The sequence below is a fragment of the Armatimonadota bacterium genome (assembly GCA_036504095.1).
In the GTDB taxonomy this organism is placed as follows: domain Bacteria; phylum Armatimonadota; class DTGP01; order JAKQQT01; family JAKQQT01; genus DASXUL01.
Genome location: DASXVS010000024.1, coordinates 122,727 through 143,222 on the forward strand (window position 1 = coordinate 122,727; position 20,496 = coordinate 143,222).

The 20,496-nt window shown below is 62.1% G+C and carries 22 protein-coding genes; 17 read left to right on the forward strand and 5 right to left on the reverse strand.

Annotated features, from left to right (window positions below):
• Positions 1–46: 46 nt before the first annotated feature.
• The 3 genes from VGM51_04540 (at position 47) to VGM51_04550 (ending at position 2,974) form a co-directional block, all read left to right on the forward strand.
• Complete coding sequence (locus tag VGM51_04540) at positions 47–910, forward strand: ParB/RepB/Spo0J family partition protein (protein ID HEY3412313.1); 864 nt, start codon at positions 47–49, stop codon at positions 908–910.
• A 67-nt stretch (positions 911–977) separates the two neighbouring features.
• Positions 978–1,787: a DNA-processing protein DprA gene (locus VGM51_04545; GenBank protein ID HEY3412314.1), complete on the forward strand. Its 810-nt coding sequence runs from the start codon at positions 978–980 to the stop codon at positions 1,785–1,787.
• A gap of 83 nt (positions 1,788–1,870) precedes the next feature.
• Entirely contained in the window at positions 1,871–2,974 is a 1,104-nt protein-coding gene (locus VGM51_04550; GenBank protein ID HEY3412315.1) for a SpoIIE family protein phosphatase, read from the forward strand.
• Positions 2,975–3,088: 114 nt separating this feature from the next.
• Here the strand turns inward: VGM51_04550 and VGM51_04555 are convergent, their stop codons facing one another.
• The 4 genes from VGM51_04555 to VGM51_04570 form a co-directional block, all read right to left on the reverse strand.
• A complete protein-coding gene (locus VGM51_04555) occupies positions 3,089–3,481 on the reverse strand; it encodes a rhodanese-like domain-containing protein (protein ID HEY3412316.1) in 393 nt (130 codons plus the stop codon).
• A 1-nt stretch (position 3,482) separates the two neighbouring features.
• Positions 3,483–4,025: a D-lyxose/D-mannose family sugar isomerase gene (locus VGM51_04560; protein ID HEY3412317.1), complete on the reverse strand. Its 543-nt coding sequence runs from the start codon at positions 4,023–4,025 to the stop codon at positions 3,483–3,485.
• Between the two features lie 75 nt (positions 4,026–4,100).
• Positions 4,101–4,718, reverse strand: coding sequence for a TetR/AcrR family transcriptional regulator (locus VGM51_04565; GenBank protein ID HEY3412318.1), 618 nt, complete (start codon positions 4,716–4,718; stop codon positions 4,101–4,103).
• A 95-nt stretch (positions 4,719–4,813) separates the two neighbouring features.
• Positions 4,814–5,017 carry a cold-shock protein gene (locus VGM51_04570; protein ID HEY3412319.1) on the reverse strand — a complete coding sequence of 68 codons (204 nt, stop codon included), beginning with the start codon at positions 5,015–5,017 and terminating at the stop codon, positions 4,814–4,816.
• Positions 5,018–5,324: 307 nt separating this feature from the next.
• Between VGM51_04570 and VGM51_04575 the strand changes: the two genes are divergently transcribed.
• Together VGM51_04575 and VGM51_04580 are read left to right on the forward strand one after the other, a co-directional pair.
• Positions 5,325–6,131, forward strand: a complete 807-nt coding sequence (locus VGM51_04575) for a FliA/WhiG family RNA polymerase sigma factor (protein HEY3412320.1) — start codon at positions 5,325–5,327, stop codon at positions 6,129–6,131.
• A gap of 197 nt (positions 6,132–6,328) precedes the next feature.
• Positions 6,329–6,571 carry a hypothetical protein gene (locus VGM51_04580; protein HEY3412321.1) on the forward strand — a complete coding sequence of 81 codons (243 nt, stop codon included), beginning with the start codon at positions 6,329–6,331 and terminating at the stop codon, positions 6,569–6,571.
• A 64-nt stretch (positions 6,572–6,635) separates the two neighbouring features.
• Here the strand turns inward: VGM51_04580 and VGM51_04585 are convergent, their stop codons facing one another.
• Positions 6,636–7,898 (reverse strand): DUF1080 domain-containing protein, encoded by a 1,263-nt coding sequence (locus VGM51_04585; GenBank protein HEY3412322.1) that lies wholly within the window; start codon positions 7,896–7,898, stop codon positions 6,636–6,638.
• 135 nt (positions 7,899–8,033) lie between these two features.
• Between VGM51_04585 and VGM51_04590 the strand changes: the two genes are divergently transcribed.
• The 12 genes from VGM51_04590 to VGM51_04645 all read left to right on the forward strand — a co-directional run bounded on the left by VGM51_04590 (position 8,034) and on the right by VGM51_04645 (position 20,495).
• Complete coding sequence (locus VGM51_04590; protein HEY3412323.1) at positions 8,034–8,435, forward strand: transcriptional repressor; 402 nt, start codon at positions 8,034–8,036, stop codon at positions 8,433–8,435.
• Between the two features lie 36 nt (positions 8,436–8,471).
• A complete protein-coding gene (locus VGM51_04595; GenBank protein HEY3412324.1) occupies positions 8,472–9,014 on the forward strand; it encodes a peroxiredoxin in 543 nt (180 codons plus the stop codon).
• 203 nt (positions 9,015–9,217) lie between these two features.
• Positions 9,218–11,209 (forward strand): sialate O-acetylesterase, encoded by a 1,992-nt coding sequence (locus tag VGM51_04600; protein ID HEY3412325.1) that lies wholly within the window; start codon positions 9,218–9,220, stop codon positions 11,207–11,209.
• 139 nt (positions 11,210–11,348) lie between these two features.
• Positions 11,349–12,740 carry a sialate O-acetylesterase gene (locus tag VGM51_04605; GenBank protein ID HEY3412326.1) on the forward strand — a complete coding sequence of 464 codons (1,392 nt, stop codon included), beginning with the start codon at positions 11,349–11,351 and terminating at the stop codon, positions 12,738–12,740.
• A 92-nt stretch (positions 12,741–12,832) separates the two neighbouring features.
• Complete coding sequence (locus tag VGM51_04610; protein HEY3412327.1) at positions 12,833–12,958, forward strand: hypothetical protein; 126 nt, start codon at positions 12,833–12,835, stop codon at positions 12,956–12,958.
• Entirely contained in the window at positions 12,951–13,943 is a 993-nt protein-coding gene (gene galT, locus VGM51_04615; protein ID HEY3412328.1) for a galactose-1-phosphate uridylyltransferase, read from the forward strand. Before VGM51_04610 ends, galT begins: the two co-directional genes overlap by 8 nt.
• An 83-nt stretch (positions 13,944–14,026) precedes the next feature.
• The gene (locus VGM51_04620) at positions 14,027–15,079 is read left to right on the forward strand and encodes a Gfo/Idh/MocA family oxidoreductase (protein ID HEY3412329.1); all 1,053 of its coding nucleotides are present in this window, start codon (positions 14,027–14,029) and stop codon (positions 15,077–15,079) included.
• Positions 15,080–15,108: 29 nt separating this feature from the next.
• A complete protein-coding gene (locus VGM51_04625) occupies positions 15,109–17,061 on the forward strand; it encodes an NPCBM/NEW2 domain-containing protein (protein ID HEY3412330.1) in 1,953 nt (650 codons plus the stop codon).
• A 73-nt stretch (positions 17,062–17,134) separates the two neighbouring features.
• On the forward strand, positions 17,135–18,226 hold the full coding sequence (hypD, locus tag VGM51_04630; protein HEY3412331.1) for a hydrogenase formation protein HypD: 1,092 nt from the start codon (positions 17,135–17,137) through the stop codon (positions 18,224–18,226).
• 84 nt (positions 18,227–18,310) lie between these two features.
• Positions 18,311–19,366 carry a hydrogenase expression/formation protein HypE gene (gene hypE, locus VGM51_04635; protein HEY3412332.1) on the forward strand — a complete coding sequence of 352 codons (1,056 nt, stop codon included), beginning with the start codon at positions 18,311–18,313 and terminating at the stop codon, positions 19,364–19,366.
• Between the two features lie 93 nt (positions 19,367–19,459).
• On the forward strand, positions 19,460–19,729 hold the full coding sequence (locus tag VGM51_04640; GenBank protein HEY3412333.1) for a hypothetical protein: 270 nt from the start codon (positions 19,460–19,462) through the stop codon (positions 19,727–19,729).
• Between the two features lie 79 nt (positions 19,730–19,808).
• Positions 19,809–20,495 carry a cytidylate kinase-like family protein gene (locus VGM51_04645; GenBank protein HEY3412334.1) on the forward strand — a complete coding sequence of 229 codons (687 nt, stop codon included), beginning with the start codon at positions 19,809–19,811 and terminating at the stop codon, positions 20,493–20,495.
• Position 20,496 lies beyond the last annotated feature (1 nt).

Sequence of the window (20,496 nt, forward strand, 5' to 3'; positions counted from 1 at the left end):
CCGTCAATCCGCGCGGTCATTGCGGTCAGCCGAGGACACAACGCTCATGGACAATCCGATCATTTCACCAGACAACCCCCGCAACACGACCGTCACCGATCTGCCCGTCGCTAAGATCGAGCCAAACCCCTACCAGCCGCGGACGGTCTTCAATGAGGTCGCCCTGCAAGAGCTTGCCGCCTCCATCCAGCAACACGGCGTTCTACAGCCGGTCATCGTGCGGCCAAGCGGTTCCGGTTACCAGCTAGTTAGCGGTGAGCGTCGCCTGCAGGCGTCTCGTAGGGCGAACCTGAGCACCATTCCCGCGGTGATTCAGTCCTACGACGACCGCACGGTGCTCGAAATCGCGATCGTCGAAAACGTCCAACGCGAGGATATTAGCCCGTTGGAGGCGGCGCGCGCCTACAAGCGTCTCATAGAGGAATTCGGGCTCACCCAGGAACAGGTGGCCTTGCGCGTCGGCAAGAGCCGCCCTGCGGTTTCGAACACGCTCCGGCTCTTGAAACTGCCCAAGATTATTCAGCAAAGTTTGGCGTGCGGCGACATCACGGAAGGCCACGCGCGCAGCCTCCTCAGCATACAGGACCCCGAGTGGCAGATGCGGGCGTGGGAAAAGATCGTACAGGAAAATCTGTCCGTGCGCGAGGCCGAGCGCCTCGCTTACGGAAACGAACCCGAGACGCCTCGGGCCGAACGGCGTGAACGCGGGGACGTTTCACGTGAAGCACGGGAACGCGGCGCGCAGGGCCAGAGCCTCTCGCCGGAGCTTGAGGCGCTCGAAAACAGGCTCAGGTCGCTGCTCGGGACTCGCGTGCGGATTCGCGGAACGCTGGATGGGGGGACTGTCAATATCGAGTACTTTGACGCCCAGGATCTGCAGAGGATAGCAGAACTGCTGGGCCTTCCGTGAGGGTGGCGCCATGGACGAGCGCAGCATCGCTCTTGCTTGCCTTCAGGATTGCCCCGGACTGGGGCCGATGGCGCTTGGCCACATTCTCCAACACACCGGAGGGGATGTCCCGGCCGGCGTGTTCGGCCGCGCGGCCAGTTGGTATGCCGAGGAATACGGCTTGCCCCGAGCGGCCGCGAAGGCGCTCAGCGAGTATGTTCCGCAGGGCCGAGACGCATACGCGAAGTTACCAATCCGGTTGGTAACTACCGTAGACCAGGCATATCCAGGCGATCTTAGGCGTATGGAGCACCCGCCTCCACTCGTGTCTGAGCACGGAATCGGAAATTGCGAGTTAACTAAGGGTAGTTTTAGTGTGCTTTGCTCGGCCCGTTCGGAGATGGATCGGGCGGAGGAGGCCAAAGCCGCCATCCAGGCCGGGCTGGAGGCTGGGTGGCATGTCGTGAGTGGGCATAACCGACCGATATATCAATGGGCCGTCTTGGCGGCAAAACGAAGTGAACGCCCTTCCGTGATGGTGCTGGATCGAGGCTTTCTCTGCGCGTTCGATTCCGACATGCATCGGGATCCGGTCGCAGCGGCTCGAATCTGGGGCTTCGCGTTCGACGCGGATCACTGTACGGCGCTCTCCGCCTTTCGCTTGAGGGACGCGTGGACGCCCCCGAACGGCCGGCGGAGGGATGCGATGGTGGTGGCCCTATCCGACACCATCGTGGTGCTGGGGATGCGGAGTGGAGGGACCATTCACCATCTGTGCGAGCACGCGCTCGCATCAGGGCAGAGAGTATACGCAGATGAGGCTGCCATGGAGGTCCTTGGCAGCCAGGGTGCGTCGCTCTGGACGGGGACTTTCCCAGCCGGACCGCTTTTGCGATAATCTTACGTGGGGGATCAGAGCAAGAAACGCAGCAGATGAATACTAGTGACAAAGACAACTTGGGCGCTGATTTGGAGGGGGCGATGGAGCGTTGGCGGGCCGCGGTGGCTGCGATGTCGCGCCCCCCGCACATCGACATCAAGCTTGAAGAGGCTGTTCGCTCGCTCATCGAAGCGCATTCGCGCTTCCGTGCCGGCAGCGCGCCCGACCTGGCTCAGGATGTCTACCGCACCGCGTATGCGCTCGCCCATACGGCCCTCGAGGATATGGGGCAGCGGGCAGTCGTCGCGGCCTTCCGCGATGCCCTCGAGAACTCCATAGCCGGCAAAGACGCGCACGCCGAGGGGGCGATCAATGACAATCTCGCCTTCTTTGGCGTTCTGAGCGACGCGTACTGGCAAGCTTATGTCGATAACCTGAAGCGGACGATCCGCAACCAGGCCGCCGAGAACACCGCGAAGGAATTGCACCTCGCCAAATACATCCAGCAGTATTTGCTCCCGAAAAAGATCCCTGTTATCGACGGATACGAGTTCGCGGGTCGCCTCGTCCCAGCGTCCGAAGTCGGCGGCGACTACTGGAGCGTCAAGTTCTACCCGGAAGACGGGATCGTTACATTCAAACTTGCGGACATTGCCGGTCACGGAATCGCCAGCGCGACGCTCGTAGCGGCCGTCAAATTCATCTCCGGTGGCTATTACCCGGCCGCGAAGACCGCCGCCGCCGTCATGAATCAGACGAATCACGTTCTCGTGAAGGAAACACCCAGCGACATCCTGGTAACGATGATCTACGGATGGCTCCACCCCGAGAGTGGCGATATCAACATCGTGAACGCCGGTCACAGCCCGATCTTCATCCAGCGCGGCGAGGAGTGCATCGACATTCCACCGACCGGACCGGTGCTCGGTTTGGCCGAAAAGCGCTATGGAGAGCGCCGGCTTCACCTGGAGCCCAAGGATGTCGTCTTCACGTGCAGCGACGGCATCACGGAAGCCCGTCGCGGCAAGGAGATGTTCGGCGTCGAGCGCGTCAAGCGAATCGTGGCCGATAACCGGGGGCTTCACGCCGAGGAACTCATCGATGCGGTGATCGCGGAGGTGGAGAATTTCTCGGGCGGCCCCACGGACGATCTCAGCGTGCTGGTGATTCGGGTGCTCGATAACGCCATTCCGCCATTCCGCTAGAGCGCTTCCGCCCCGCTGGGCGGGATCAGGCCGAGCAGCTGTTCCCGCCACAGGTCTGCCGATGCGGATATTGCCCAGCGGGCAGACAGCTCTACCCGCCACGGAGCCAGGCCCTCAGTGCCTGATCGGCTCGCCCTCGTGGCTCACGGGGTACCCCTTCTCTTCCCATTCGCGCCAGCCGCCGCGCATCGACAGCACGTTCGTGTAGCCCATGTGCCGGAGGCTGTCGGCGGACAGGGCCGACCGGTTGCCGCCACGGCAGTACAGCACGATCTCCTTGTCCGTGTCAGGGACTTCATCGGCGATGTGGTACTCAATCACCCCCCTGCCGATGCCGCGCGCGCCCGGCATGTGGCCGGCGCGGAACTCGTCGTGCTCGCGAACGTCGATCAACACCCACTCCCGGCCGGGTTCATTGAGGCGATCCAGCACTTCCTCGGGCTCGATCTCGCGGATGCGCGTCTTCGCCTCCGCGCAGATGTCCGCAAATGTGCGCTTCAGAGGCATGTCAGTCCTCCACCACCGGAGTGCGCTGGATATTGGGGTCAGTCCAGACATCGCTTTCGTCACGGCTGCGCGTGCTGAACTCGCTGACCACGCAACCATCCGGCCCTGCCTGGAACCAGTGCCACGTATTCGGCTTGAGCGTATACTGCTCACCCGGCCTCATCACAACTTCCATCAAGGGTCGGCAATACTCCGTGGGTGGCTCGCACGACAATGTAGCGGGCGGCGGTCCGTCATCCACATAGAGGGTACAGATGCCCTTACGGACGCGAAATGTCTCTTCCTTGCCCGGTTCGCCTTCAACCGGGGGGTGGCGATGCTGGGGACACGTCTGGAACGGCAGCATCACCAATTCCTTGGCGCAGCACCGGGTTGTGTTCACGTAGGTGAGCACTCCGAGCCCCTGAGATTCAAAGTCGCCCAGCCCGAAGTCGGCCACTTCCAGGTTCTCGCGCTCCTCGGCCGTCACCACGATCCCCAGTTCGCCCAGCGTCCGAGCGATGTAATCCTGATACTTGCGCCACTCTTCCTTTGTCAACGGCATTCGGTTCCTCCTGAATCTGATATACGCAAACAATAGCCCCGCGGGTGCCCTCGTGACATCTGTGTCGCGCGGAGCTTACGCCAGGGTTCGGCCCGGTGAAGGGGCGGCGGCATTGCCCACTCCGCCGAGGAAAAACCGCGATATGCGATCCGCCATTTCGGCAATGTCCTCGGGTTGGCCGTTCAACGGTGCGGATGCGCCAAAATGGGCCGCGAGCGCGATCAGCGATTCATATGCGAACGGGATATCGGCCGGGGAAATCTGCAGGCAGCCGTTGTCAACACCTGCGCGAAGCAGTCGCGTCAGAGGCTCGTAGACGGCGCCGAACGACCGGGCGAAGAGCAGATCGCGCATCTGTCCCGGAAGAAATGCCTCGGACTCCCGGTTGACAAGCGCCGCCAGGAAAAACGGGTTGCGCATGAGCGCCGCAACGGCCGCTTCCAGCCTTTGCTCGAAGCGGAGCGGCGCCGTCAGCGCGGCGGTGATATCGCTGGAAAGGCGGCTGAGGCGGCGAAGCCGGACCGCCACATACAGCTCGCTCTTGTCGCGAAAGTGATTGTAGAGATTGGGCTTCTTTACCCCGAGTGCGGACGTTACGTCCTCCACGGACACGCCGGCGTATCCGTGGCGCTGGAACAGCACTTCCGCCACGTCCATCATCCGGTCTCTGGTCTTCCCAACGGGCCTTGGCATGGGAGCATTATAGCGCCGGAACCGGGCGCATCCCCCAAAAACAGGTGAAGCGCCCCGAGAGGCGCTTCAACCGTTGGTAAGGGGATTTCTAACGCTTATGTAGGTACAACGTTGATCGCTTCGAGCCCCTTGCGGCCCTGTTGGACATCGTACTGGACGGGCTGTCCCTCGCGAATGCTCTTGTAGCCCGATCCCTGGATGCTGGAGAAGTGAACGAAGAGGTCTTCGCCTCCGTCATCTTGGCCGATAAACCCGAAGCCCTTCGCGTCATTGAACCACTTTACGGTTCCGGTAGACATGGATGAGTGATCCTTTCCCGAACTCGTTACCGCACAGACAGGACCCTTCCGGAACCCTCTTGCTGCTCACGAAATTCGCATCTTAGCGCCCGGCTTGACCGGACCTACGGTATTGTAAGCGTGCCGAACCGTCAAATTCAATGTACACATCACGCTACATCCATCGAAGTCTGTAGATCAGTCCGCACGCCGCTGGTACGACAATTGCTAATGCTGTGGGCACAAGGCGATATGGAATCCCGTGCCGAAGGCCCGCCAGATTCCTATCGGCACATAAAGACCTGAAGCGTAGCAGGAGATGTTTCACATGATCGATACCACACAGCCAGCAGTCACACAGACGAGGAAGCCGGACGTGCTTGCCCTGTGGCAGGCCCTCAAAGACCGGGGGGAGCCCGAGGCGCGGGAGCGGTTGATAGACCATTACGTTTATCTCGCAAAGCACGTCGTGGACCGCCTCGGCCTTCGCCCCTCCGGCTGGCTGGGATATGATGACCTCGTGAGCCACGCTATCCTTGGCCTGATCGACGCCATCGAGAAATTCGATCCTTCGCGCGGTGTCCGGTTCGAGACCTATGCTGTCACTCGAATACGCGGCGCCGTCCTGGATATGCTGCGAGCGCTGGACTGGGTTCCGCGGGAGATGCGCCGCCGCGAGAACGAGGTGAAGGCCGCCACAACAAGCCTCGAAGCCCAACTCGGCCGGCCGGCCGAAGACCACGAAATCGCAAGCCAACTGGGCTGCACCCTGGAAGAGTACTACGAGACGATCGCGAGCGCGTCCCAAAGCAACGTGCTGAGCCTGGACGCCTATGTCGCCGAAAGCGGCGACGAATCCCTCGATCCCCTCGAATCCCTGGGCTATCACAGCGATGACCCGGCCCGTCACGCGGAACGCCAGGACCGCAAGCGCGTGCTGGTGGAAGGGATTGAATCGCTGGGCGAACAGGAGCGCACCGTAATCGCCCTGTACTACTTCGAGGACATGACGCTCAAGGAGATCGGCGCGGTGCTCAACGTCTCCGAGTCCCGCGTCTGCCAGATCCACACGAAGGCTATCGGGCGCCTCCATGGTAAATTGGTACGCCAGCGCGAAGCCCTGCGGGCAGCGTGATCTTGGGGGGAGCATCCAGGATTCAGCATCCAGCATCCAGCATCCATCATCCGGCTTCCAGGTCCGGACGCTGAACGCTGGTCATTGGCCACGCCCGGTGGTAAAATGTCCATGCGATGCGCGTCTACCTCGACACTTGCTGCCTGAACCGGCCCTTTGCACACCAGGGGCCCCGCGCGAGGGACCGTGGAGTTTCGATGAGTTCAAGAGCGGAACGCACATTGGAACAAGTCCGCGAAACCGGCATTAACGCGCTTGCCGAGGCGCTTGGGCCGTCCGACATGCTCCGGTTCCTTCAGTTGCTCTCGAATGGCTCGGGCGACTATACGGAGGAGCGCCGCATCACCCTCAAAGACGGATCGGTCCGCGAGTTGGTGGAGGAGATTCTCAAGCGACGGCACAACGAGTCTAGCGCGCCGCCTACAACCGCCACGACGTGAGCATCCAGCATTCAGGCCGGACTTCGGACCTGGATGCTGGATGCGGAATGCTGACCCCTGAATCCTACTTCTTCGCAAACTCGCGGATGTAAATGTTCTTGAAGAAGAGCGGGCTGTTGTGGTGCTGGAGTTCGATCTGGCCCACCGGATAGATCGGCTTGTCGCGCTCCCAGTAGTTCTCCATCTCGACGTTGTTCACCACGAGCTGGTCGTTCAGGTGTACCGACACGCGGTCGCCGATCATCAGGATGCGGAACCGGTTCCACTGCTCCGGCGGGTTATCCGCCATGCGCAGGGGCTTGCTGGGGTTCCGCAGGTTGTTGTAAAGGCCGCCGGAACCGACCGGATCGCACCAGATCTGCACCTGGGGGCTGCCGCGAAGGTAGATGCCGCTGTCGCCGCCCGGCTCGATCTTCCAGTCCACCAGCATCTCGAAGTCGCCGTAATCCTTCACCGTACACAGGCTGTTGTTCTTGCCGTCATAGGTGATCTGTCCGTTGACCACCTTCCAGTGCTTGAGGGCCTCCGCGGTGGCGGCCATTGTCTTCTCGGACAGGTCCTGAGGCGCCATCGATGCGCGCGTGGGAGGATCCGCCACCAGTCCCTTCCAGCCCTTCAGATCCTTGCCGTCGAACAGGGCCGTAAAGCCATCCGGCGCTCGATTGTCCTTCGCCGGCTTCGTGAGGTCCTTCACATAGATCTCGCGGAACGCCACCGCGGCCGGGCCGTGGCCCAGGAATCCGATATGCCCGCGCTCGTTGCGGAATCCGGGGTGCCCCAGGAGGGTACCGGGGTCGGTTATCTTGTTCAGGTCTGCATCAACGACGGTCTTGCCGTTCAGTTTGATCCTGATATGGCGTCCTACGGCGGTGATCTCTTCGGCGTTCCACTGTCCCGCGGGCTTCAGTGCGCCGCGCTTGGCGGGGACGACCTTGTAGATCGAGCAGCAGTACTGGCCGGGCTCCAAGGTGGCATATTGCGGGTCGTCATCGTCCAGTATCTGGCATTCCATCGCGTCATAGGCCGGGTCGCCTTCGTACGAGGACCGGATTCCGACGCCGTTGTTGCCGCCCTTGTCCAGTTTGAACTCGCAGCGGAACACGAAATCGGAGTATTCCTTCTCGGTAAATAGCCTGCCACCGCCGTCCGAGGGGCATACCAGCAGACCGTCCTGCACCACGTATCCTGGCCCCGTGCCGTCCACGAGTTTCCAGCCGTTGAGTGTCTTTCCGTCGAACAGTTTCTCGAATCCCGCCGCGCGGGCGGGGGCGCGCCCGGCCAGGATGGCCAGCAGGGCGAGAAGCAGCAAGGGTGTTCTGCGCATCATTCGTGCTCCTGAGTGGTTTTCCCTATGTTATGTCGAACCGCACAAGCGGAAGGAAACATTCTACCGGCCAGGCAAACTCCAGGAGATGCCCGGAACTCCAGCAGAATTAGAACCGTTCTAAAAGCAGGAGGCCCGATGGAGCACCAAACAACAATATCCGGTATGACATCCAGGCGAAGAGCGGTACTTGAAGCCGTTCAGCAGAGCAAGGGCCACCTGACGGCATCGGACATCTGGGAGCGCGCCCGTGGCATCGAGCCCAGGATCAGTTTCGCGACCGTCTACAACGCCGTGCACTACCTCTGCGACTCCGGCCTTCTGATCGAGATTCCGTTCGGCGACGGCGCAAGCCTGTACGATGCGCGCACCGACAGGCATGACCACGCGAGGTGTACGCGTTGCGGCGGGATCGTGGATTACGATTGTGGCGTTGCGACCGACGTCATCAAACAGGTCGCCCTCGAGAAGGGGTTCCTGGCCGATGAAGTCCATATCACCGTGGTAGGCGTATGCGCAACGTGCCGCGCATCCGGCTGAGCACCAAACAGACCATAGAGGAGAAGAGTAAAGATTATGTCCGCCAAAGTGGGCCAGCAAGCGCCCGATTTTACTATGCCCAGCACGAAGAACCTTCAGACGTTGAGCGAAACCGTTTCCAAGTCGGATTACGCGGGCCAGTGGCTGGTCCTCGTCTTCTATCCGCTGGATTTCACATTCGTTTGCCCGACGGAACTCACGGCGATCGGGGATCGCATCGGGGAATTCACAGACCGCAAAGCGTCCGTCATCGGGGTTTCGACAGACTCGGTGCACAGCCACAAAGCGTGGCTTAAGCTCCCGCGCTCTGAGAACGGGGTAGCCGGCCTCAGCTATCCGCTGGCCTCCGATAACACCCATGAAGTCAGCCGCGCTTACGGCGTGCTGAAAGAGGACGAAGGCATCGCCTACCGCGGGCTCTTTATCATCGGGCCGGACGGGACTCTGGAATACAGTGTCGTTCACAACCTGAACGTCGGACGCAGCGTTGACGAAGTATTGCGTGTCCTTGACGGCCTTCAGAACGGCGGCCTGTGCCCCGTGAACTGGCATCGGGGCGAAGCGACACTCAACGGGTAACAAATCTGAGGGACGCTCCCTCTAACGGCCGCCATGCCGCGACGGCGCAGGGAAATGACCACTGCGCCGTCGCGGCATGGCGGCTCTCTTGTCTGAGCACGCGCGGCGTTCATACGATACCCCAATACTGGAAACCGTGGAGGCATGGAAATGGCAATCGTTTCCTCATCACCCGATTTCCTATCTCATTGGGGGGTACCGCTGTGAAGATTCGTGCGTTATTTGCCTGCATCGTCGCGGGCGCGTCGCTATCGGCTGCTTATGGCCAGAATGCAAAGCCATTCCTCAGCCCGATGTTCGGCAGCCACATGGTGCTCCAACGCGGCATAAAGGCGCCGATCTGGGGTTGGACAACGCCCGGCGCCAGGGTTTCCGTGATCATCAGAAGCACATCACCTGGGTCTGATTTGTTCCGCGGCAAATCTGCGTCTACCGTCGCGGGCGCCGACGGCAAATGGCTGTTGAACATCGGCCCTCTGAAGGCCGGTGGACCGTATGAGCTCACCGTGTACGGTCCCCACTCCGTCATATTGGACGATGTGCTTGTTGGCGACGTGTGGGTGGGCTCCGGTCAGAGCAACATGCAGATGAGCGTGAGCTCCTCCGCCAGCGCCGATCTGGAAATCGCCGCGGCGAAATACCCCCGTATCCGCCTGTTCACCGTCCCCGACGTGACCGCACTGACCCCGCAGGAGACGGCGGGCGGTGAGTGGACGATATGCTCACCCGAGACTGTGGGCGGCTTTTCGGCGGCGGCCTATTTCTTCGGCCGAGACATTCAGAACGAAACGAAGGTCCCCATCGGTCTGATCTCAACGTGCTGGGGAGGCACCCTGGCGGAGGCCTGGACGAGCCGCGAGGCGCTCGCGAAGATCCCGGATTTCGTGCCTGCGTTGAAGCAATTGCAGAGCAGCATCGACAACCTGAAGCCCGGAAGCCCCACCTATGAGGACCGGCTGGCCGACTGGTGGAAGCAGACCGACCCCGGTTCCAGCACGTCGCCCGGGTGGGAGCGGCCCGATCTCAAGACCGGCGGATGGAAGACGATGGACATCCCGTCGGCCTGGGAAGACGCCGGCCTGCCCAACCTGGACGGGGTTGTCTGGTTCCGCCGCGAGTTCACGCTTTCCGCTGAGGCCGCATCGCACGACGCGACACTCCATCTCGGCCCCATTGACGATCGGGATGTCACGTTCGTGAACGGCGTGAATGTGGGCGAGACTTCAGTCTGGGATGCGCCACGCATTTATAAAGTGCCGTCGTCCGCGCTCAAGGCGGGCGTCAACGTGATCGCCATCCGCGTGCTGGACACCGGTGGCGCGGGCGGGATTACCGGCAAGCCGGCGCAGGTCTACCTCGAGCCTGGGAGCGGCCCCGAGATGCCCCTCGCCGGCCCCTGGAGCTACAAGGTCAGCGTGGACCTGGCAAAATCCGCGCCGCTTCCGGTCCGTTTGGACAGCAATCCCAACGTCGTGACGGTGCTGTATAATGCGATGATCGCCCCGGTGATCCCATTCGGTATCAAGGGCGCTATCTGGTATCAGGGCGAGGCGAACGCGGGACAAGCGTATCAGTACCGCACGCTCCTGCCGGCGATGATCAATGACTGGCGATCACGGTGGGGTGTCGGCGAGTTCCCGTTCTACATCGTTCAGTTGGCCAATTTCATGGAGGTTCAGCCGGTACCGAAGGACGACGCCTGGGCTGAACTCCGCGAAGCCCAGTCGATGACGGCCAAAGCCCTGCCCCATTCCGGCATCGCCGTGGCGATCGACATCGGAAACGGCGCAGACATCCACCCGAAAAACAAGCAGGAAGTCGGCCGGCGGCTTGCGCTGAACGCGCTGGCGAAGGACTACGGTCAGAAGGTCGAATTCAGCGGGCCCGACTACAAATCGTTGAAGGTCGAGGGCGCCAAGATCCGTCTGACGTTCACGCATGTCGCCGGAGGTCTCGAGGCAAAGGGGGATAAGCTCACCGGATTCGCCATCGCCGGCGCGGACCGCAAGTTCGTCTGGGCCGATGCTGCCATTGACGGGGACAGCGTGGTTGTTTCCGCACCGGGCGTGACAGAGCCTGTCGCGGTTCGTTACGCGTGGGCCAGCAACCCGGTCTGCAATCTGTACAACAAGGCCAGTCTGCCCGCCTCCCCGTTCCGCACGGACGATTGGCCGGGCATCACACAGCCGAAGTGAGTTCCGAGTTTCGGGTTCCCGGTTCCTGGGTCCTGGTTCCGGAGGTTCGACAATGAAGGGCGTCGACATGCGTGTGAAAACGAGAGTTGCCGGTCTGGGTGCGTGCCTGTTGTTGGCCAGGCCGGCGTTTGGACAAGATATGAAACCGTTTCTGAGCCCGATGTTCGGCAGTCACATGGTCCTCCAGCGAGGCATCAAGGCGCCCGTCTGGGGCTGGGCTGCCCCCGGCACGACGGTTACCGTGGCAATTGCCGGCAAATCGGCCGACGCTGTCGCCGGTGCCGACGGCCGATGGTTGGCGCGGATTGGCCCGTTGAAGGCCGGCGGACCGCACACGCTCACCGTGAACGGCCCGAAGTCCGTTACTCTGGACGATGTGCTCGTCGGTGATGTGTGGGTGGCATCCGGTCAAAGCAACATGGAAATGACGGTCGCCGAGTCGCGCGATGCAGCGAAGGAGATCGCAGCGGCGAACTATCCGCGTCTCCGCCTGTACAAGGTGAACAGATGTGTCGCGCTGGAGCCGCAGGACATACCGGTTGGCCACTGGGATGAATGCGCTCCCTCGACCGTGAGCGCGTTTTCCGCCATTGCGTACTACTTTGGCAGGGAGGTCCATACGCGCACGGACATCCCGATCGGCCTGGTGGAAACGTGCTGGGGCGGCACCGTGGCCGAGGCGTGGACGAGCGCGGAAGCCCTGGCGCAAATCCCGGATTTCGCGCCCGCTCTGGCGAAGAACCGGATGCTGAAGAGACAGCTTTCCTCAAATCCGAAATCGGTGGATCTCAGCGACCAGCCCAACCTGGCCACCGTACTGTTCAACGGCATGGTCGCCCCGGTGATCCCGTTCGGCATCAAGGGCGCGATCTGGTACCAGGGTTCCTCGAACGCGGCCCGGGCGTACCAGTATCGCACGCTGCTGCCCACGATGATCAACGACTGGCGGGCGCGGTGGGGCGTGGGCGATTTCCCGTTCTACATCGGTCAGTTGTACAACTACATGGCGCAGAAGCCGGAGCCTGGTGACGACGAATGGGCGGAACTCCGCGAGGCCCAGTCGATGACGGCCAAAGCCCTGCCCCATTCCGGCATCGCCGTGGCGATCGACATCGGCGAGACGGAGACGATCCATCCTTTGAACAAGCAGGATCTGGGCCGGCGCCTTGCGCTGAACGCGCTGGCGAAGGACTACGGCAAGAAAGTCGAGTACAGCGGGCCCGACTACCAATCGATGAAGGTCGAGAGCGGCAAGATCCGTCTGACGTTCACGCATATCGGCGGCGGCCTGGTTGCAAAGGGCGGCAAGCTCACCGGTTTCGCCATCGCGGGCGTGGACCGCAAGTTCGTGTGGGCAGACGTCGTGATAGACGGGGAGAGTGTGGTTGTATCGTCATCTGGTGTTCCTGAACCGGTTGCGGTCCGATACGCCTGGGCGAGCAATCCCGTCTGCAACCTGTACAACAAGGGCGGTTTGCCCGCCTCACCGTTCCGCACCGACGATTGGCCGGGCATCACACAGCCGAAGTGAGCCTCGGAGTTAGGGTTCCTTCGGTCTCAGAACTATAATGAGTGTGCGGGCCATCCGGCCCGCACACTTTTGGATCACATTTGGAGCCCACTATGGTCAAGAACACGGTCAAACGCGACGAGAAGCGCGTGATCATCTACTACACCTTCGTCGATGAACAGCCCACTCAGCCCTCAGCCCTCAGCCCTGATACCGGGAGCGAAGCGACCCATGAGTGAACTCCGCTGGAACCCAACCCTCGAAACGTGGACCATCACGGCCACGCACCGCCAGGACCGCACGTTCCTGCCCCCCGCCGATTTCTGCCCTTTGTGCCCTACGAAGCCGGGCGCGTCGGAAGAGTATCAGACGGACGTACCGGCGCCGGAATACGACATCGCCGTTCTGCAAAACAAGTTCCCGTCGCTGCAGACGCCCGCCGCCGAACCCGCGGTTGAAGGCTCCGACCTCTATCCGGTCAGGCCCAGCGACGGCGTGTGTGAGGTCGTTCTGTATACGCAGCAGCACGACGCCACTCTGGCGTCGCAACCCGTGGAACGAATCGAGAAGCTGATCCGCGTGTGGCAGGAGCGCTATACGGACCTCGGTTCACGCCCGTACGTCGATTACGTGTTCATCTTCGAGAACAAGGGCAAGGTCATCGGTGTAACGATCGACCACCCCCACGGGCAGATTTACGCCTATCCGTACGTGCCGCCGGTGGCGAAAACCGAGATCGAGGCGTCGCGCAAGCACGTCGAGAAGACCGGCCGCCGGTTGTGGGACGATATCATCGCCGAAGAGCTCAGGGACGGCCGCCGCATCGTCGCCTCGAATGACACCTGGCTCGCACTGATCCCGTTCTACGCGCGATACCCGTATGAGGTGCACATTATGCCGCGGCGCCCCGTCAGCAAGATGACGGATTTCACGGACGCCGAGCGCTGGGGAATGGCCGAGATTCTCAAAGTTGTCCTTCAGAAACTGGATAACCTGTTCGGGTTCAGCATGCCGTACATGATGGTGATGCATCAGGCGCCTACGGACGGCGGGGACTACGACCATTACCGCTTCCACATCGAGTTTTATGTTCCGCACCGCACGGCAACCAAACTGAAATATCTGGCCGGCAGCGAATCCGGCGCCGGCGTGTTCATCAACGACACGCTGCCGGAGGAGAAGGCGGAGGAGCTTCGGGATACAGAACCATATCTACTGGGCTGAGGGGTCAGGATTGAGGGCCGAGGGCGCGTTTGCCGCTCTCAGCCCTTTCCCCTCAGCCCCCAGCCCGCTGAAAGGCACTTACTTTGGCACTGAAAGTTGGCATTATCGGCACCGGCGGAATAGCCGGTGTGCACTATCCTGGTTGGAAAGACAGCCCCCACACGGAACTGTTCGCCCTGGCGGACCCCTCCACACCCGCCCTTGAAAAGGCAGGCGCCGCCCAGGGTATCGACCTCATGTACGAAGACCCCTACGACCTGATCGGCAATCCGGAAATCGATATCGTGGATATCTGCACGCCGAACGCGTATCACACACCGCTCGCCGTGGCCGCTCTAAACGCCGGCAAGCACGTCATCTGCGAGAAGCCGCTGGCCCCCACGCCGGACGATATCCGCAAGATGATCGCCGCGCGCGACGCCAGCGGGAAGATGCTGATGACGGCCCAGCATATGCGCTTTCAGGGCACGTCGGTAGCCCTGAAAGCCGAAATCGACTCCGGCACATTGGGGAATATCTATCACGCGCGCAGCTGGATGCTGCGGCGCGCCGCCTGCCCGGTGAGGCCCGGTTTCATCATCAAGGAACACAGCGGCGGCGGCCCATGCATCGATATCGGCGTCCACATCCTTGACCTCACGCTCTGGATGATGGGACACCCCAAACCGGTCAGCGTGAGCGGAGTGACACAAACCAAGCTGGCGCGCCAGCCGGGCGCGTTCAGCATCTGGGGTGGCGCCATACCGGAAACTTTCGACGTGGAGGATTTCGCATCCGCGTTCGTCCGGTTCGAAAATGGAGCCACGCTCATCCTGGAAGTGAGCTGGATGCTGCATCACAAAGCCCCCAACGGCACGGAGGACACGCGCATGTGGCTTTACGGCGACAAAGGCGGCAGCACTTGGCCGGACAACGAGTTACTGCACACCAACAACGCGGCGCAGCAGATGACGAACACGCAGCTCACGCAGGCCGAGGGCGGGTCTCCGCACGCCAAGGAGTGCATGGCGTTTGCCGACGCCATTGTGAATGGCAAGCCGTCCCCCGTGCCGGCAGAACAAAGCATGGACGTGATGGCGATTCTGGATGGCCTGTACCGTAGTTCCGCCGACGGGCGAGAGATCCGGATCGGATGAGGCGGGAAAACCACAAGGGAGAAAGTCACATGAAAACGAAGAGCCTGATGTACCCCCTCGGCGGCGTCATCGCCGCGTGCCTTGTCGCACCTGTTTGGGCGCAGGAACCTGTTCAGCTGGACTCGCTGTCGCTGGACAAAATGACCACCGGCTATGGAACCGTGCGCGCCGGACGATCCATCGACAACAATCCGCTGACGTTGGCCGGCAAAGTGTACGAACACGGTATCGGCACGCACGCCTACAGCCAGATGCGCGTGATGCTGAACGGCAAAGCCGCGCGATTCAAAGCCGTCGTCGGCGTCGATGACGAGAAAACGGGCCAGGGATCGGTTGTGTTCGAGGTCCGCAAAAACGGCAAAGTGGCGACGAGAACGCCCATCCTTCGCGGAGGAGCGGCGCCAAAGACCCTGGACGTTGACCTGTCCGGCGCCAGGACGATGGACCTCATCGTCGAAGACGCTGGAGACGGCATCGACTCCGATCACGCGGATTGGGCGGACGCCGTCATCGTGCCCGCGCCGGGCGCCGCCGCCGCCTTCCAGGCTGTGAGCCTGCCGCCGCCGCCGAAAATGAAGCCGCCGAAACTCCCACTGGGTGACGGGCCGGCGCCGGCCATCCACGGCCCGCGCGTCACCGGTTCCACCCCGGGGTATCCGTTCCTGTTCCTCATCCCTGCCACCGGCAAGGGCCCGCTCACCTACTCCGCCAAAGGCCTGCCCGCGGGCCTCACATTGAACGGCAAAACCGGAATCATCACCGGCTCCCTAAAAAGCGAAGGGACCACCAAAGTCACCCTGACTGTGAAGGGCCCGAGAGGCTCGGCCACGCGCGCATTGACGATCATCGGCGGTGCGCACAAACTGGCGCAAACGCCCCCCATGGGCTGGAACTCCTGGAACGTCTGGGCCGGCGCGATTGATGACGCGAAGGTCCGCGCCGCCGCGGACGCCATGGTGAAGACCGGCCTTGCGGCGCACGGATTCCAGTACATCAATATCGATGACTGCTGGCACGCCGGCCGCGACGCCGAAGGCAACATACAGTCGAACTCGAGGTTCCCGGACATGAAGGCGCTGTCCGACTACGTTCACTCCAAGGGCCTGAAACTGGGCATCTACAGTTCGCCGGGCCCCCAGACCTGCGCGGGATTCATGGGAAGCTACCAGCACGAACAGCAGGACGCGAACACGTATGCGAAATGGGGAATCGACTACCTGAAGTATGACTGGTGCTCCTACGGAGGCATCGCTCCCCGGAATCCCTCGCTTGCCGACATGCAGAAGCCGTACCAGGTGATGCAGGCCGCGCTGAACAACGCCCCTCGCGACATCGTGTACAGCCTGTGCCAGTACGGCATGGGAAACGTGTGGGAGTGGGGCGCCCAGGTGGACGCCAACTGCTGGCGAACCACCGGCGACATCAATGACAGTTGGTCCAGCCTGTCCAGCATCGGTTTCAGCCAGGACGGACACGAGAAATTCGCCGGTCCGGGACACTGGAACGACCCGGATATGCTGGTGGTCGGCAAAGTCGGCTGGGGCCCAACCCTCCACGCGTCCCGCCTCTCGCCAAACGAACAGATCCTGCACATCAGCATGTGGTGCCTGTTGTCATCGCCGTTGTTGATCGGGTGCGATATGACGCAGATGGACAATTTCACCCTCAGCCTTCTGACAAACGACGAAGTGCTGGACGTGAATCAGGATCCGCTGGGCAAGCCCGCCGGCCGCAAATCGAAGGACGCGGACGCCGAGGTGTGGGCCCGCCCGCTGATCGACGGCTCGAAGGCCGTTGGCTTGTTCAACCGCGGGAGTGAGACAATGAAGGTAACCGCCCGCTGGAGTGATCTTGGGATCAGCGGCGCAATGAGTGTGCGCAACCTGTGGCTGCACAAGGATCTGGGCGTCCATAAGAGTGCGTTCACCACGGAGGTGCCCCCGCACGGCTGCGTGCTGGTGAAGATAAGCAAGGCCAAATAGCGAAACGAGAGGATGGGGAAACGCGGGATTCCACGCCCCCGTTTCCCCGTTTTTCGTTTCCATCTGTGACTGCATGAAATACACTTCCGAATACCGTAACGAGGCGGAAGCGCAGCGCTACGCGCAGGCGCTGGCCCACATCACCACCAGGCCGTGGACGCTCATGGAAGTCTGTGGCGGGCAAACGCACGCCATAGTGAAATTCGGCCTGGACTCACTTCTGCCTGACGGCATCACGCTGGTTCATGGCCCGGGCTGCCCTGTGTGTGTCACCCCGCTGGAAGTCATCGACAAGGCTATCCATCTGGCGCGCCGCCCGGATGTCATCTTCTGCTCCTTTGGCGATATGCTCCGCGTTCCCGGCTCGGACACCGACCTGCTGTCCATCAAGGCATCCGGCGGCGACGTCCGGATCGTGTACTCGCCGGTCGATGCCGTCAAGGTCGCGCAAGACAATCCAGAGAAGCAGGTTGTCTTCTTCGCGGTAGGCTTCGAGACGACGGCTCCCGCGACGGCCATGGCCGTGCATCAGGCGAAAGCGCAGGGTGTGGACAACTTCTCGATGCTTGTTTCGCACGTTCTAGTTCCGCCGGCGATGGAGGCGATCCTTTCTTCTCCGGAACGGCGCGTCCAGGGATTTCTTGCCGCCGGTCACGTCTGCACGGTGATGGGGGTCAAGCAATACGAACCGATCGCCGCCCGGTACAACGTGCCGATCGTGGTTACGGGATTTGAGCCGCTCGACATCCTCCAGGGCATCACGATGTGCGTAAAGCAGCTCGAAGAAGGGCGGGCGGTCGTCGAGAACCAGTACGCCCGCTCGGTCCGGCTCGACGGAAACGAGCCGGCCATGCGCCTGATCGAGACCGTTTTCGAGATTGCGCCACAGAAGTGGCGCGGCATCGGCGCGATACCCCAGAGCGGGCTGGCCCTTCGCGAAGCGTACTCCCGGCACGATGCGAATCGCCGCTTCGGCCTCGAAGGGATGACCGCCGATGAACCGGCGGAATGTCTCAGCGGCCAGGTCTTGCAGGGGATAATCAAGCCGCACGAATGCCCCGCATTCGGCGCTAAATGCACACCCGAGCGCCCGCTGGGAGCGCCGATGGTGTCGTCCGAAGGCGCCTGTGCGGCTTACTACCGTTACAGGGGACACGGTTTGTAGGCGCCTTGCTCTCGCTCCCTCGCTCGAACGGCTTCCCTGATCAACGCGGCGAATGCATCGCCCCTTCCGGATGTGGACAAACCTGTGGATAAACCTGTGGATTTCACTCTCTCATGCCCGATCCCCATCGAGCGCTACCCCCATGTGCTGATGGCCCATGGCGGTGGTGGACGCCTGATGCACGACCTCATCGAGAAGATGATCGTGCCGGGATTTGAGGGCCTGCCGGACGCGCGCCGGCACGATTCGGCGGTGTTGGCCACCGGGTCCGATCGCATCGCGTTCACAACCGATTCCTACGTCGTCCGCCCCCTGTTCTTCCCCGGCGGAGACATCGGCAGCATGGCCGTTCATGGCACGGTGAACGACCTGGCTATGTCCGCAGCGCGTCCCGTTGCGCTCAGCGCTGCGTTCATCCTGGAGGAAGGGCTTCCGATGGAGACGCTGTGGGAGATCGTGCGCTCCATGCAGGCGGCCGCCGCCGCGGTGGGAGTAAAGATTGTAACCGGTGACACGAAGGTCGTTGACCGCGGCAAAGGCGACGGCATTTTCATCAATACCGCCGGCATCGGCGTGCCGCTGACCGCGGCCGAGATCTCTCCCCGGATGGTGGCCCCGGGCGATGTGGTGATCGTCAGCGGCGACATCGGGCGGCACGGCATGGCCATCATGGCCGCGCGCGAGGGACTGGAGTTGGAAAGCGCCATCGACAGCGATTCGGCGCCTGTGAACAACGTTGTGGAAAACCTCGTTGCCGCCGGCGTCGAGATCCACTGCCTGCGTGACCTGACGCGCGGCGGCCTGGCGAGCGCCATGAACGAGATCGCGGGCGCCGCCGGATGCTGTATCGCGTTGGACGAGGCGGGCATACCGGTCCGCGAGGATGTCCGGGCCGCGTGCGAAATCCTCGGGTTCGACCCTCTCTACGTCGCCTGCGAAGGCCGCTTTGCCGCCTTCGTCCCGGAGAGCGACTCCCAGCGTGCCCTTGAGGTGATGCGCGCCGTCCCGGTTTCGTCGAATGCGGCAGTCGCCGGAAGGGTCTCGGAAGCGCCGGCGCGCACCGTCACACTGCGGACATCCGTCGGAACCACGCGCATCGTCGACATGCTCAGCGGCGAACAACTGCCCCGAATTTGCTGATAAAATCGTCAGGTTTGCCTTTTTGCTCATCAATGGTAAAATATTGATAAGCCAGATTGGCGAAGCACTGAGCGGCGCCCCCTCGAGGGCCGGATGCCGCGAGAAGGACAGACGATGTACATCAGTTATGAAGGTGACGACGACTGCGATTCCGTGCGCACGCGCGGGCAGGACATCCGCGACCTGCTGCGACGTGCCGCTCGGTCTGTTGACCGCATCCAGGACGAATCGGCCCGGGACGCTGTGTCCGAACTCGTTGATGCACTGCGCGTGGTAACGAATATCCTTTACGATCTCAGCGAACCCCCCTCCAGGCGCTTGGAGGAACTGCGATCCCACGCGGCCCCCTACTCTCTCAGCTAGCGCTTTGAATGCTTCCGGTAGAGCGCCTGCGTGTGGCCGCTCTGCGCGGCCCGGGCTATAATCTGCCTGGAGGCCACGTATGAGCGCAAAGGAAGAACTGGCGGATCGACGTATTCGCGAATGGTTTCTGCGTGAACAGGCGCAAAGACAGAGTCGCAGCCATACACATCGCCCCGGCATCCCCCATATGATCACCATTTCGCGCCAGTACGGAGCGGGCGGTCACACCGTCGCCGAAGCCCTGGTGACACGTCTGGGGAAACCGTGGGAAATCTGGGATCGCAGCATCATCGAGAAAATGGCCGAAAGCGCGAACGTCCAGAAAGAGATGGTGCTTGCGCTCGATGAACACGCGCGAACGTGGGTGGACGAAACCATCCACTTTGCGATGGGGCTCGGCGTCATGGAACAGGCCACCTTCCGGAAGCACCTTGCCCTCGTGCTGGCTTCTCTCGCCCAGCAGGGCCACATCATCACGATAGGCCGCGGAGCCAACTTTATCCTCCCCGAGGCGCTCAATGTGCGCCTGATGGCCAATCTCGAGACGAGGTCGAAGACCATCATGCAACTCGAAGGCATCGACCATGCCCACGCCCTCAAGCGCATCCAGCAGGTGGACAGGGAGCGGGCAGACTACACCCGCCGCTGCTTCGACCGCGATATCAACGACCCCACCGCGTACGACATGGTGCTCTCCACCGGCAAACTGGGGATCGAGACCACCGTGGAAGCGATCGCCGTCGTCGCCACGCTCCGGTTCAAGTAGG

Coding starts and splice junctions, on each gene's coding strand:
- VGM51_04645 (HEY3412334.1), top strand. CDS start 19,809: ATGAGCGCAAAGGAAGAACTGGCGGATCGACGTATTCGCGAATGGTTT.
- VGM51_04560 (HEY3412317.1), bottom strand. CDS start 4,025: ATGCCGTTGACAAAGGAAGAGTGGCGCAAGTATCAGGATTACATCGCT.
- VGM51_04545 (HEY3412314.1), top strand. CDS start 978: ATGGCGCTTGGCCACATTCTCCAACACACCGGAGGGGATGTCCCGGCC.
- VGM51_04640 (HEY3412333.1), top strand. CDS start 19,460: ATGCCGCGAGAAGGACAGACGATGTACATCAGTTATGAAGGTGACGAC.
- VGM51_04570 (HEY3412319.1), bottom strand. CDS start 5,017: ATGTCTACCGGAACCGTAAAGTGGTTCAATGACGCGAAGGGCTTCGGG.
- VGM51_04580 (HEY3412321.1), top strand. CDS start 6,329: ATGAGTTCAAGAGCGGAACGCACATTGGAACAAGTCCGCGAAACCGGC.
- hypD (HEY3412331.1), top strand. CDS start 17,135: ATGAAATACACTTCCGAATACCGTAACGAGGCGGAAGCGCAGCGCTAC.
- VGM51_04605 (HEY3412326.1), top strand. CDS start 11,349: ATGAAACCGTTTCTGAGCCCGATGTTCGGCAGTCACATGGTCCTCCAG.
- VGM51_04550 (HEY3412315.1), top strand. CDS start 1,871: ATGGAGCGTTGGCGGGCCGCGGTGGCTGCGATGTCGCGCCCCCCGCAC.
- VGM51_04625 (HEY3412330.1), top strand. CDS start 15,109: ATGAAAACGAAGAGCCTGATGTACCCCCTCGGCGGCGTCATCGCCGCG.
- VGM51_04585 (HEY3412322.1), bottom strand. CDS start 7,898: ATGATGCGCAGAACACCCTTGCTGCTTCTCGCCCTGCTGGCCATCCTG.
- VGM51_04610 (HEY3412327.1), top strand. CDS start 12,833: ATGGTCAAGAACACGGTCAAACGCGACGAGAAGCGCGTGATCATCTAC.
- VGM51_04590 (HEY3412323.1), top strand. CDS start 8,034: ATGGAGCACCAAACAACAATATCCGGTATGACATCCAGGCGAAGAGCG.
- VGM51_04555 (HEY3412316.1), bottom strand. CDS start 3,481: ATGCCTCTGAAGCGCACATTTGCGGACATCTGCGCGGAGGCGAAGACG.
- VGM51_04575 (HEY3412320.1), top strand. CDS start 5,325: ATGATCGATACCACACAGCCAGCAGTCACACAGACGAGGAAGCCGGAC.
- VGM51_04565 (HEY3412318.1), bottom strand. CDS start 4,718: ATGCCAAGGCCCGTTGGGAAGACCAGAGACCGGATGATGGACGTGGCG.
- VGM51_04540 (HEY3412313.1), top strand. CDS start 47: ATGGACAATCCGATCATTTCACCAGACAACCCCCGCAACACGACCGTC.
- VGM51_04595 (HEY3412324.1), top strand. CDS start 8,472: ATGTCCGCCAAAGTGGGCCAGCAAGCGCCCGATTTTACTATGCCCAGC.
- galT (HEY3412328.1), top strand. CDS start 12,951: ATGAGTGAACTCCGCTGGAACCCAACCCTCGAAACGTGGACCATCACG.